The organism is Ideonella sp. A 288 (assembly GCF_002198735.1).
GTDB lineage: Bacteria > Pseudomonadota > Gammaproteobacteria > Burkholderiales > Burkholderiaceae_C > Pseudaquabacterium.
Map to the genome: position 1 here is coordinate 70,821 of NZ_MWLO01000137.1, position 13,000 is coordinate 83,820.

The following is a 13,000-nucleotide window of genomic DNA, read 5'->3' on the forward strand; positions in this document are numbered from 1 at the left end:
CTGTGACAGTCGCAGCGCGCGCCGGCCTGCGGGGTCAGTGCGCGAGGTGGTTGGGGGCCTCGATGCCCCAGCGCTTCATGCGCCGGTACAGCGTCATGCGGGCCACGCCGAGCTGGCGCGCCACCGCGGTGACGTTCCAGTGGGCGGCGCGCAGGTACTGCAGCAGCAACTGGCCTTCGGCCGGCAAGGCCGCCGGGCCGGCGGCGACGTGGCCGTGCGCACCGTGCGGCACGGCCGCCTGCAATGCATCGGGCAGATCGGCCAGCCCGATGTAGCCGCCCGAGCACACCGCGCAGGCGTACTCGATCGCGTTGCGCAACTCGCGCAGGTTGCCGGGCCAGCGCCAGGCGCGCAGCCATTCGGCGGCTTCGGGCGCCAGCGTGGGCACCGGTGCACCCGTCGGCACGGCCTCGCGCAGCATGCGCCGGATGAGCCAGGCCAGGTCGCTGCGCTCGCGCAGCGGCGGCAACTGCAGGTGGGCGCCATTGAGACGGTAGTACAGGTCGTCGCGGAAGCGCGAGGCGCGCACCAGGGCCTCGAGGTCGCAATGCGTGGCGGAGATCACCCGCAGGTTCACCGGCAGGGGGCGCGAGGCGCCCACCGGCAGCACCTCGCGTTCGGCCAGCACGCGCAGCAGGCGCGCCTGGGCCTCGCGCGGCATGTCGCCGATCTCGTCGAGGAAGAGCGTACCCCCGTCCGCTTCGAGAATGAGCCCGCGCTTGCCGCGCGTTGCGGCGCCGGTGAAGCTGCCGGCGGTGTGGCCGAACAGTTCGCTCTCGATCAGCGACTCGGGGATGGCCGCGCAGTTGACGGCCACGAAGGGCTTGCCGCGCCGCTCGCTGGCCGCGTGCAGGGCCTTGGCGAAGTACTCCTTGCCGGTGCCGGTCTCGCCGGTGAGCAGCATGCTGACCGGCGAGTTGACGAGCCGCGCCGCGCGCTCGATCTGCCGGTCGAGCGCCGCGTCGCCGCCCGACAGCACCGCCAGCGGTGCGGGCAGGTGGCGGCTGGCGCTGGGTTCGGTCGCCAGGGTGGTGGCCCAGCGCGACGGCGGCGGCACGGCGTGCAGGAACAGCAGGCGCCCGCTCGCGCGCAACGTGAGCGCGCGCTGGTCGGTGGGCCGCGACGCCACGAAGCGGCCCAGTTCCTCGAAGCGTGCGTTGAACAGTTGGGTGAACGGCTGGCCGATCACAGGGCCGCCGGCCTCGCGCTCCAGCAGCAGTTGGGCGCGCCGGTTGTGGCCGATGACCAGGCCCGACGCGTCCAGCGCCACCAGGTAGTCGGGGTTGGCGTCGACGAACTCGGGCGAGGGGTTGAGCTTGAGCACCCAGTCGCGCTGGAACCAGCGCAGGAAGTTGGCGTTCTCGACATGGTGCGCGTACACCTTGACCAGTTGCAGCGCCAGGTGCTGGCTGCTCTTGGCCAGCGGCGACGACAGGGCCGAGATGTCGAGGATGGCATTGAGCCGCCCCAGCGGGTCGAACACCGGCGCCGCGGTGCAGGTGAGCGGGATGTGGGTGGCGTCGAAGTGGTCGTCCTGGTGCACCGTCAGCGCCTGCCCGGTGGCGATGGCGGTGCCGACGCCGCAGGTGCCGGCGTGGTGCTCGCTCCAGTCGGCGCCCAGGTACAGGCCGGCGCGGCGCAGGCTGGTGTCGAGTTGCAGGTCGCCGATGAAGTCCACCGTGACCCCGCGCTCGTCGGTGAGCAGCACGCAGTAGCCCATGCCGGCGACCTGCTGGTACAGCGTCTCCATGCCATGGCGGGCGATGTGCAGGAAATCGTCGATGCGCTCGCGGTGTTCGCGCAGCACGTGGTGCGGCAGGATCACGGCCTCCTGCATGCGCGTAGGGTCGAGTCGGTGCTGGTGCACGCAGCGGCGCCACGAATCGCGGATCAGGTCGTCCGGCGTGTGCAAGGCCGCGGCCGCCGGCGCCAGGCTGCGCCCCTCGCCGGCCAGCCGCATCACGGCCTGGATGTGGTCCTGATGTCGCCCTTGCATGCCGCACCTCCGGTCAGGCTGACCACCGCCTGCGGCTGTCCGCCGGCGGAGGGCGCAGCGTACACCGGGGTACCCGGCCCGCGTCCCCCGGGCTTGCCCGGGTTCGGGGCGTTCAGGCCGCCGACCCGAAGTGCTTCAGGGCGGGAGGTCGCCGCCGAATGCTGGTCAGGGCGGGAAGTCGCCGCCCAGGGCCGTCACGAGCCGGGCCGGATCGATGTGACGACGCCAGGCGTCGTTCACCTCGGCCAGGGTGAGGCGGCCGATGGCCTCGTCGACGCGCTGCGACAGGCCGAAGTCGCGGCCCAGGTGCAACTGGCCGGCCAGCTGGCTGGTGACAACGCGGTCCTGCGCCCGCGACAGGCGCCGCGCGTTGAGCAGGCCGGTGCGGGCCTGATCGAGCTCCTGCGCGCTGAAGCCTTCCTTCAGCGACCGCTCGAGCTCCTCGCGGAAGGCCTGCTCGACCGCCGGGCGATTCTGCGGCGCGAAGATGGCGCTGGCCACCCAGCGCGAGTTCAGTTCGACATTGCTCCAGGCCACGCCCGAGTAGACGCTGTAGCTCAGCCCGTCGCGCTCGCGGATGCGCATCCACAGCCGGCCCGTGCCCCCGTCGCCGAACATGTGGTTGGCCACCATCAGCGCCGGGAAGTCGGGGTGCAGGTCGTTGAGCGGCAGGCTCAGCACGGCCATCAGCGTGGCGTTGGCCTTGTCGGGCGTGCGCAGCACCAGGCGCGTGGGGGTCGCGTCCACCAGCGGTCGCGGCACGCGCACATAGGCCAGCGGGCCGCCGGCCGGCTGGCGCCATCCGGTCAACCCGGCGTCGAGCGCCGCCCGCAGCGCCGGCACGTCCATGTCGCCCACCGCCGCGAACTCGCCCCGGGCCGCGCTGACGAAGCGCCGGTGGAACGCGCGGACCTGCTCGATGGTCACCGCCTGCACGTCCTGCACCTGTTCGTCGAAGTTGGGCGAATGGCGCAGGTCGCCGCGCGGGTAGGGGTTGCCATGGCGGTCGATCGCATCGGACACCAGCGATTCGGGTTCCTTGCGCTGTCGTTCGATGTCGGCCAGCCACTGGCTGCGGCCTTCTTCCAGCACGTCGGCCGGGAAGGCCGGTTCGCGCAGCAGCCGGCCCACCAGCGACACCACCGCGGGCAGGTGCTCGCGGGTGGTGTTGATCGACACGCTGAGCGTTTGTCCGTCGATGCCGAAGCCCACCTGCGCACGCCAGCGGTCGAACTGGTCGGCGATCTGCTGCCGCGTGAGGCCCGCACCGCCCTTGTCGAGCAGGCTGCCGGCCAGCGCGGCCACGGTCGACTGGCCGCGCAGGCTTTGTTCGTCGCCCAGGTGCAGGCGCAGCGAGGCGCGCACCACGCTGCCACGCGTCGTCTTGGGCAGCAGTGCCACCTTCAGGCCATGGGCCAGGTCGAAGCGCTGGGTGCGGGCATCCAGGTTGGCCGGGGTGGCGTCGAAGGCCTCGGCCTGGGCCACCGCGGCCTCGCCCTTGAAGTCCTTCAACAAGGCGGTCAGGTCGGTGCGCTGCGGCGGCGGGGCGCGCTCGGGCTGCGATGTGGGCAGGTAGGTGCCCAGCGTGCGGTTGTCGCGCCGCAGCCGCTCGGCGGCCACGCGCTGCACGTCGGCCAGTGCCAGTCGGCGGATCTGGTCGCGGCCCAGGAAGTACAGCCGCCAATCGCCGTGCGACACGGCCTCGGACAGTTCCACCCCCACGCGCTCGGGGTCGTTGAAGCCCTGCGTCCAGTCGTTCAGCCACTGAGTGCGGGCGCGCTCGAGTTCTTCCGCGGTGACCGGCTTGGCGGCCAGGCCATCGACCGCGGCCAGCAGCGCATCGCGGGCTGGTCCCACGTCCTGCCCAGGCGCCAGTTGCGCGCCGAGGAACAGCGGCCCCGGATCGGCCAGGCCCCAGGCGTAGGCAAACGCCGACGCAGCCAGGCGCGGCTCGACCAGGCCCTTGTGCAGGCGCCCGCCGGGCGTGTCGCCGAGCACCGAGGTCAGCATCTCGATCGCCGCAAAGTCGGGGTGCGAGGCCGGCGGCACGTGGAAGGCCAGGTACAGCATCGGATTGCCGCCGGCACGCCGCAGCGTCACCGCGCGCTCGCCATCCTGCACCGGGTCCAGCGTGTACTGCGGCACCGGGGGCCGCGTCGGCCGGGGGATGGGGCCGAACAGCTCGGCCACCGCGCGCAGCACCGGCGCCACGTCGAACTTGCCGGCAACGATGAGCGTGGCGTTGTCGGGCTGGTAGTGCTGGCGGTAGAAGGCCTGCAGGCGAGAGATGTCGACGTTCTCGACATCGCTGCGGGCGCCGATGATGCCCTTGCCGTAGTTGTGCCACTGGTACATCGTGGCCATGGTCTGCTGCAGCAGGATGCGGCCCGGGTTGTTCTCGCCCGACTCCATCTCGTTGCGCACCACGGTCATCTCGGTGTCCAGGTCGGCGCGGGCGATGAAGCTGTTCGTCATCGCGTCGGCCTGCCAGCCCAGGTACCAGCGCAGCGTGTCGGGGTTGGCGGCGAAGCTGGCGAAGTAATTGGTGCGGTCGAACGAGGTGGTGCCGTTGGCGCGCAGGCCGCGCCGGCTGAACTCGGCCCAGGGGTTGCGGTGCGTCGGCGTGCCTTTGAACAGCAGGTGCTCGAGCAGGTGCGCCATGCCGGTCTCGCCGTAGCTCTCGTGGCGCGAACCCACCCGGTAGGTGAGGTTGACGGTGGTCGTCGGCTTGGCGTCGTCGGGCACCAGCAGCAGTTGCAGGCCGTTGGCGAGTCGGTACTCGGCCACGCCCTCGACCTCGGTGATGCGGGTCAGGCCCTCGGGCAGCGCGGCTGCGGCCTGGGCGAGGGCCAAACGGCCTGCAAGGGCAAGGACCAGGACAAGCAGCAAACGCAACACCGGCATGGCGGCTTTCGACGAGCTTCGGGACGGCGCGCAGTGTAGGCGCGCCAGGGGGGGTGCGTGGGTGAGGCGGGAATGAACCACCCATGGGTGGTCCGGCAGGTCGAGCCGATGATCAGGCCGACCCGTGCAGTGCCGGTGATCAGCCCGGCGGGGTGTAGCGCCGCAGGCGATCGAGGTCGAGCACGCGCACGCCGCCATAGTCGATGCGGATCAGCTTGGCCTGCTGCAGCGCGTTCAGCGCCTGGTTGACGCGCTGTCGCGACAGCCCGACCAGGTAGCCCAGTTCCTGCTGGGTGATGCGCAGCAGATCGCCCACCCCCGGGTACAGCACCGGGTGGAACAGCGCGGCCAGGTTGCGCGCCACCCGCGCATCGGGTTGGTTGTGGCGGTCGATCTCGCGCGCGGCGATGAACTGGCCCAGGCGCTCGTTGAGCTGGTTCATCACGAAGCGGTTGAACGGGATGCTGCGGTCGAGCAGGCGCTGGAAGGTGTCGCTGGTCAGGCCGGCGACGGTGCTGCGCCGCAAGGCCTCGATGTTGTAGCGGTAGGTCTCGCGCTTGAGCAGGGTGCCCTCGCCGAACCACGCGCCGGGCGGGATGCCGGTGTAGGTGATCTGCGCGCCGTCGCTGGTGTCGTTGCTCATCTTCAGCAGCCCGTCGATGACGCCGAACCAGAACGTCGACGGGCGGCCGATGCGGCAGACGCGGTCGCCGGGCACAGCCACGCTGACCATCAGGTGGTCGACGGCATCGGCCCGGTCCTCGGGCGACAGCACCTTGAGCCAGGGGATGTCGGCGCACTCGCGCTCGGTGGGCGGCCGGGCTCGTTCACGCAACTGGGGGCGCTCGACCATCGATGACTCCGGGAAAGTCTGCCTCGGGATGACCCTAGGATTGTCGTCCTACAGACAACATGGCGTCAAACTTACACCTAGCATCCGCCTCCAATCGCTGACCGGCCGACCGGGACCGAGCACGCAGAAGGAGACCACGTTGCAGACCACCTTTCCCCGCCTGATGCTGGAGCACGCCAAGCAGCGTCCCCAAGCCGCGGCATTGCGCGAGAAGGAATACGGCATCTGGCAAACCACCACCTGGAGCCAGCTCGCGGCCCTGGTGCGCCACCTGGCCTGCGGCATGGCCGAGGCCGGACTGAAGCGCGGCCAGCACCTCGTGGTGATCGGCGAGAACCGGCCGCGCCTGTACGCCAGCATGCTGGCGGCGCAGTCGCTGGGGGCGGTGCCGATCGCGCTGTACCAGGACGCGGTGGGCGCCGAGATGGTGTTCCCCATCAACAATGCCGAGGTCGCCTTCGCGGTGGTCGAGGACCAGGAGCAGGTCGACAAGCTGATCGAGATCCGGCCGCAGTGCCCGCAACTGGGCCACATCTGGTTCGATGACCCGCGCGGCCTGCGCAAGTACGACGAGCCGGGCCTGGTCTCGCTCGATGCACTGATCGAGGCCGGCCAGAAGCGCCACGAGCGCGAGCCGAAGTTCTTCGACGCCGAGGTGGCCACCACCGACCCCAAGGACGTGGCCGCGATGTTCTTCACCTCGGGCACCACGGGCAACCCGAAGGGCGTGGTGCACACGCACTTCTCGCTGCTCGACCGTGCCGCTGCCGGCCAGCGCTTCGACAAGCTGACCGAGAGCGAAGAGGTGCTGGCCTACATGCCGCCGGCCTGGGTCGGCCAGAACATCTTCAGCTATGCGCAGTGGCTGAGCTGCGGCTACGTGGTGAACTGCCCCGAATCGAACGCCACCGTCACGATTGACCTGAAGGAAGTCGGGCCCACCTACTACTTCGCCCCGCCGCGAATCTTCGAAGGCCTGCTCACCAGCGTGATGATCCGCATGGAAGACGCCGGCACCTTCAAGAAGTGGCTGTTCCACACCTGCATGGCGGTGGCCCGCCGTGTGGGACCTGACCGCATGGACGGCAAGCCGGTGAGCTTCATCGACAGCCTGAAGTGGCGCCTGGGCGACCTGTGCATCTACGGCCCGCTGCGCAACACGCTGGGGCTGTCTCGGGTGCGGGTGGCCTACACCGCGGGCGAGGCCATCGGGCCCGACCTGTTCACCTTCTATCGCTCCATCGGCATCAACCTGAAGCAGCTCTACGGCTCCACCGAGACCGCCGTGTTCGTCTGCCTGCAGCCCGACAACGGTGCGCGCGCCGACACCGTGGGCGTGCCGATCGACGGCGTGGAGATCAAGCTGTCGGAGTCGGGCGAGATCCTCGTCAAGTCGCCCGGACTGCTGAAGGAGTACTACAAGAACCCGGCGGCCACCGCCGAGGTGCTGACGCCCGAGGGTTGGTACCACACCGGCGACGCCGGCTTCATCGACGCCAGCGGCCAGCTCAAGATCATCGACCGCGCCAAGGACGTCGGCCGCATCGTCGGCGGCCCCAACGACGGCGCGATGTTCGCGCCCAAGTACGTCGAGAACAAGCTGAAGTTCTTTCCGCACATCAAGGAGGCGGTGGCCTTCGGCGACAAGCGCTCGTCGGTCTGCGCCTTCATCAACATCGACTTCGAGGCCGTGGGCAACTGGGCCGAGCGCCGCAACCTGCCTTATGCCGGCTACACCGACCTGGCACAGAAGCCCGAGGTGTACGAGCTGATCCGCGACTGCGTCGAGAAGGTCAACGCCGACCTGGCGCAGGACGAACTGCTCACCGGCAGCCAGATCGGCCGCTTCCTGGTGCTGCACAAGGAACTGGACGCCGACGACGGCGAGATGACCCGCACCCGCAAGGTCAAACGCGGCTACATCAACGACAAGTACCAGGTGCTGGTGGACGCGCTGTACGGCGGCAAGACCGAGCAGTTCATCGAGACGGCCGTGAAGTTCGAAGACGGCCGCAGCGGCTCGATCTCGGCCACGCTGAAGCTGGCCGACGTGAAGACCTTCCCCGCGATCAGAAAGGCCGCCTGACATGGCCACCGCAGACACCGGCCGCCGCAGCGGCGAGGTCATCCTCGACGTCAAGAACATCTCGCTGGCCTTCGGCGGCGTGAAGGCGCTCACCGACATCAGCTTCAACGTGCGCGAGCACGAGGTGCGGGCCATCATCGGCCCCAACGGCGCGGGCAAGAGCTCGATGCTCAACTGCATCAATGGCGTCTACCAGCCGCAACAGGGTTCGATCACCTTCCGCGGCAAGACCTTCAGCCACATGAGCAGCCGGCAGGTGGCCGAGATGGGCGTGGCGCGCACGTTCCAGAACCTGGCCCTCTTCAAGGGCATGAACGTGATCGACAACATCATGTCCGGCCGCAACCTGAAGATGAAGACCAACCTCTTCCAGCAGGCCATCCGCATCGGCGCGGCGGCGCGCGAGGAAGCCGAGCACCGCGAGTTCGTCGAGCACATCATCGACTTCCTCGAGATCCAGGCCTTCCGCAAGACGCCCGTCGGCCGCCTGCCCTACGGCCTGCAGAAGCGCGTCGACCTGGGCCGCGCACTGGCCATGGAGCCGCAGGTGCTGCTGCTCGACGAGCCGATGGCCGGCATGAACGTCGAGGAGAAGCAGGACATGTGCCGCTTCGTGCTCGACGTGAACGACGAGTTCGGCACCACCATCGTGCTGATCGAGCACGACATGGGTGTGGTGATGGACATCAGCGATCGCGTGGTCGTGCTCGACTACGGCAAGAAGATCGGCGACGGCACCCCCGACGAGGTGCGCAACAACGAGGACGTGATCAGCGCGTACCTCGGCACTTCACACTGAATCGGGGCGGGCCATGGCATTCTTTCTGGAAACCCTGATCGGCGGCCTGATGACGGGCATGCTGTACTCGCTGGTGGCGCTCGGCTTCGTGCTGATCTTCAAGGCCAGCGGCGTCTTCAACTTCGCCCAGGGCGCGATGGTGCTGTTCGCCGCGCTGGCGATGGCGCGCTTTTCTACCTGGATCCCGCAATGGACCGGCCTCACCGACAAGGTGCTGGTCAATGTGCTGGCCTTCGGCGCTGCCATGGTGGTGATGGTCATCGTGGCCTGGCTGATCGAACGCCTGGTGCTGGGCAAGCTGGTCAACCAGGAGGGCATCACCCTGCTGATGGCCACTCTCGGCATCACCTATTTCCTGGACGGCCTGGGCCAGACCATCTTCGGCAGCGACATCTACAAGATCGACGTCGGCCTGCCCAAGGATCCGGTCTTCCTGTTCGAATCGATGTTCCCGGGTGGCGTGCTGGTCAACCAGGAAGACATGGCCGCCGCCGCCATCGCGGCGGCTCTGGTCGGCGCGCTGGCGGCGTTCTTCCAGTACACCGCCACGGGCCGGGCGCTGCGCGCGGTGGCCGACGATCACCAGGCGGCGCAGTCCATCGGCATCCCGCTCAAGCGCATCTGGGTCATCGTGTGGTCGGTGGCCGGCTTTGCCGCGCTGGTGGCCGGTGTCATCTGGGGCAGCAAGCTGGGCGTTCAGTTCTCGTTGTCGCTGGTGGCGCTGAAGGCGCTGCCGGTGGTGATCCTGGGCGGCCTCACCTCGGTGCCCGGCGCCATCATCGGCGGGCTGATCATCGGCGTCGGAGAAAAACTGTCCGAGGTGTTCATCGGCCCGATGGTGGGCGGCGGCATCGAGATCTGGTTTGCGTACGTGCTGGCTCTGTTGTTCCTCCTCGTCCGGCCGCAGGGGCTGTTCGGCGAGAAGATCATCGACCGCGTCTGAGCCACAAGGAGAACAACAATGCTCTACCGTGAGAACGGCCAGTTCAAGACCACCTACCGGGCCGACCAGCAGATCTTCCCGATCATCCAGGACAAGGTGGTGATCCTGGCGATCATCGCCTTCGCCGCCTTCGCAGTGCCGATGCTGGCGTCCGAGTACCTGTTCCGCGCCATCCTGATCCCCTTCCTGATCCTGTCGCTGGCCGCCATCGGGCTGAACATCCTGGTGGGCTACTGCGGCCAGATCTCGCTGGGCACCGGCGGCTTCATGGCGGTGGGCGCGTACATGGCCTACAACGCCTTCGTGCGCGTCGAAGGCATGCCCGTGATCGTGGCCATCCTGCTGGGCGGACTCAGCGCCACGGCGGTGGGCGTGCTGTTCGGCATTCCCAGCCTGCGCATCAAGGGCCTGTACTTGGCAGTGGCCACGCTGGCGGCGCAGTTCTTCACCGACTGGGCCTTCCTGCGCATCAAGTGGTTCACCAACGATTCGTCGTCGGGGTCGGTCAGCGTGTCGGGCGTCAACGTGTTGGGCTGGAGCATCGAGACGCCGGCGCAGAAGTACCTGTTCTGCCTGGCCTTCGTCGTCGTCTTCGCGCTGCTGGCCAAGAACCTGGTGCGAGGCCACATCGGACGCGAGTGGATGGCCATCCGCGACATGGACGTGGCCGCCGCCGTCATCGGCATCCGCCCGGTCTACGCCAAGCTCAGCGCCTTCGCCGTCAGTTCGTTCATCGTCGGCGTGGCCGGCGCGCTGTGGGGCTTCGTGCACCTGGGCTCGTGGGAGCCCGCGGCCTTCTCGGTCGACCGCTCCTTTCAGCTGCTGTTCATGGTGATCATCGGCGGCCTGGGCTCGATCATGGGCAGCTTCTTCGGCGCCGCTTTCATCGTGATCCTGCCGATCATCCTGGACAGCCTGCCCCAGCGCCTGGGCATCCCCATCGACACCGCCCTGGCCTCGCACCTGACCTTCATGATTTTCGGCGGCCTGATCGTGTTCTTCCTGATCGTCGAGCCGCATGGCATCGCGCGACTCTGGTCCACCGCCAAGGAAAAGCTGCGCTTGTGGCCCTTCCCGCACTGAACCCCAGCGTCCCATCGAGTTCCAAGACCTGACTTCGCTCCGCCAGAGCGAGCCATTGAGGCACGGCAACGTGCATTGCGTCCACCACCGGAGACAGACATGAAACTGAAATCCCTGGCCCTCACCGCTGCGCTCGTTGCCGCCGGCACCAGCGCCCTGTTCACCAGCCCCGCCTTCGCGCAGGCCAAGGAACAGTTCTTCCCGCTGCTGGTGTACCGCACCGGCCCGTACGCGCCCAACGGCACGCCTTGGGCCAACGGCAAGCAGGACTACATCAAGATGATCAACGCCCGCGACGGCGGCGTGAACGGCGTGAAGATCGTCTATGAGGAGTGCGAGACCGGCTACGCCACCGACAAGGGCGTCGAGTGCTACGAGCGCCTGAAGGGCAAGGGTGCCACGGTGTTCGATCCGCAGGCCACCGGCATCACCTTCGCGCTGACCGACAAGGTGCCCAACGACAAGATCCCGCTGGTGACCATGGGCTACGGCCTGGCCGCCTCGCAGGACGGCGGCGTGTTCAAGTGGAACTTCCCGCTGATGGGCAGCTACTGGACGGCCGCCGACATCCTGATCCAGCACCTGGGCAAGCAGAACGGCGGCCTGGACAAGCTCAAGGGCAAGAAGATCGCGCTGGTCTACCACGACAGCCCGTTCGGCAAGGAACCCATCCCGCTGCTGCAGGAGCGCTCCAAGACACACGGCTTCGAGCTGCAGATGGTCCCGGTCACCGCGCCTGGCGTCGAGCAGAAGTCGGCCTGGCTGCAGGTGCGCCAGAGCCGCCCCGATTACGTGCTGCTGTGGGGCTGGGGCGTGATGAACTCCACTGCGCTGAAGGAAGCGCAGGCCACCGGCTTCCCGCGCGACAAGATGTACGGCGTGTGGTGGTCGGGCGCCGAACCCGACGTGAAGGACGTGGGCGAGGGTGCCAAGGGCTACAACGCGCTGGCGCTGAACGGCTCGGGCACCGACTCCAAGGTCATCCAGGACATCCTGAAGCAGGTGCACGACAAGGGCCAGGGCACGGGCCCGAAGGACGAAGTGGGCTCGGTGCTCTACACCCGCGGCGTGGTGATGCAGGCCATGATGATCGAGGCCATGCGCCGCGCGCAGGAGCGCTTCGGCAAGGGCAAGGTCATCACCGGTGACCAGATGCGCTGGGGCCTGGAGAACCTGTCGCTCGACGCCAAGCAGTTGGACAAGCTGGGCCTCACCGGCCTGATCCGCCCGGTCAGCACCTCGTGCCAGGACCACATGGGCTCCACCTGGGCGCGTGTGCAGACCTGGGACGGCAAGAAGTGGGCTTTCAGCTCCGACTGGTACCAGGCCGACGAGCAGATCATCCGCCCGATGGTCAAGGCCGCCGCCGACAAGTACGCCGGCGAGAAGAAGCTGACGCGCCGCACGCCGGCCGACTGCCAGAGCTGATCTCGCACTGATCGCCGAGGGCCCCTCGCGGGCCCTCTTCGAAGCACCGCGTGCGGCGCTTCGAAGAGACAAAGGGCACCCGATGAGCACACCGAACATCCTCCTCAACGTCAATGGCATCGAGGTCATCTACAACCATGTGATCCTGGTGCTCAAGGGCGTGTCGCTGCAGGTGCCCGAGGGCAAGGTCGTGGCGCTGCTCGGCGGCAACGGTGCCGGCAAGACGACCACGCTGCGGGCGGTGAGCAACCTGCTCGCCGGCGAGCGAGGCGATGTCACCAAGGGGTCGATCGACCTGCGCGGCGAGCGCATCCAGGGGCTGTCGCCGGCCCAGATGGTCGACCGCGGCGTGATCCAGGTGATGGAGGGCCGGCACTGCTTCGCCCACCTCACGATCGAGGAGAACCTGCTCACCGGCGCCTACACGCGCAAGGACGGCAAGGGCGCCGTGGCGGCGACGCTGGAGAAGGTCTACAACTACTTTCCGCGGCTGAAGACGCGGCGCAGCTCGCAGGCCGCCTACACCTCGGGCGGCGAGCAGCAGATGTGCGCCATCGGCCGCGCGCTGATGGCCAACCCGAAGATGGTGCTGCTCGACGAGCCCTCGATGGGCCTGGCACCGCAGATCGTCGAGGAGGTGTTCGAGATCGTGAAGGACCTGAACACCAAGGAGCGCGTCACCTTCCTGCTGGCCGAGCAGAACACGAACATCGCGCTGCGCTATTCCGACTACGGCTACATCCTCGAGAACGGCCGCATCGTGATGGACGGCGAGGCCCATGCGCTGCGCGAGAACGAGGACGTGAAGGAGTTCTACCTCGGCATGGGGGGCGGTGACCGCAAGAGCTTCCGTGACGTCAAGAGCTACAAGCGCCGCAAGCGCTGGCTGGCTTGAGGCCGGGCAGGCG

General features: G+C 68.3%; 9 protein-coding genes. 6 read left to right on the forward strand and 3 right to left on the reverse strand.

All coding sequences use genetic code 11. The features are described 5' to 3' along the window. Positions 1–34 precede the first annotated feature (34 nt). The 3 genes from EOINJALH_RS19905 to EOINJALH_RS19915 all read right to left on the reverse strand — a co-directional run bounded on the left by EOINJALH_RS19905 (position 35) and on the right by EOINJALH_RS19915 (position 5,753). The gene (locus EOINJALH_RS19905; protein ID WP_088283276.1) at positions 35–1,996 is read right to left on the reverse strand and encodes a sigma-54-dependent Fis family transcriptional regulator; all 1,962 of its coding nucleotides are present in this window, start codon (positions 1,994–1,996) and stop codon (positions 35–37) included. Between the two features lie 165 nt (positions 1,997–2,161). Then, positions 2,162–4,891, reverse strand: a complete 2,730-nt coding sequence (locus tag EOINJALH_RS19910; protein ID WP_404872780.1) for a M16 family metallopeptidase — start codon at positions 4,889–4,891, stop codon at positions 2,162–2,164. A gap of 148 nt (positions 4,892–5,039) precedes the next feature. Next, entirely contained in the window at positions 5,040–5,753 is a 714-nt protein-coding gene (locus EOINJALH_RS19915) for a Crp/Fnr family transcriptional regulator (RefSeq protein WP_088283280.1), read from the reverse strand. Between the two features lie 139 nt (positions 5,754–5,892). On the opposite strand from EOINJALH_RS19915, the gene EOINJALH_RS19920 reads away from it, so the two are divergent. From EOINJALH_RS19920 to EOINJALH_RS19945, 6 genes are all read left to right on the forward strand, one after another. Next, positions 5,893–7,839, forward strand: a complete 1,947-nt coding sequence (locus EOINJALH_RS19920; protein WP_088283282.1) for a long-chain fatty acid--CoA ligase — start codon at positions 5,893–5,895, stop codon at positions 7,837–7,839. A 1-nt stretch (position 7,840) separates the two neighbouring features. After that, on the forward strand, positions 7,841–8,638 hold the full coding sequence (locus EOINJALH_RS19925) for an ABC transporter ATP-binding protein (protein ID WP_088283284.1): 798 nt from the start codon (positions 7,841–7,843) through the stop codon (positions 8,636–8,638). 13 nt (positions 8,639–8,651) lie between these two features. Next, positions 8,652–9,581, forward strand: coding sequence for a branched-chain amino acid ABC transporter permease (locus EOINJALH_RS19930; RefSeq protein ID WP_088283286.1), 930 nt, complete (start codon positions 8,652–8,654; stop codon positions 9,579–9,581). 18 nt (positions 9,582–9,599) lie between these two features. After that, the gene (locus EOINJALH_RS19935; RefSeq protein WP_088283288.1) at positions 9,600–10,664 is read left to right on the forward strand and encodes a branched-chain amino acid ABC transporter permease; all 1,065 of its coding nucleotides are present in this window, start codon (positions 9,600–9,602) and stop codon (positions 10,662–10,664) included. A gap of 99 nt (positions 10,665–10,763) precedes the next feature. Next, the gene (locus EOINJALH_RS19940) at positions 10,764–12,092 is read left to right on the forward strand and encodes an ABC transporter substrate-binding protein (protein WP_088283290.1); all 1,329 of its coding nucleotides are present in this window, start codon (positions 10,764–10,766) and stop codon (positions 12,090–12,092) included. 82 nt (positions 12,093–12,174) lie between these two features. Beyond that, the gene (locus tag EOINJALH_RS19945; protein ID WP_088283292.1) at positions 12,175–12,987 is read left to right on the forward strand and encodes an ABC transporter ATP-binding protein; all 813 of its coding nucleotides are present in this window, start codon (positions 12,175–12,177) and stop codon (positions 12,985–12,987) included. The last annotated feature ends 13 nt before the right edge of the window (positions 12,988–13,000 follow it).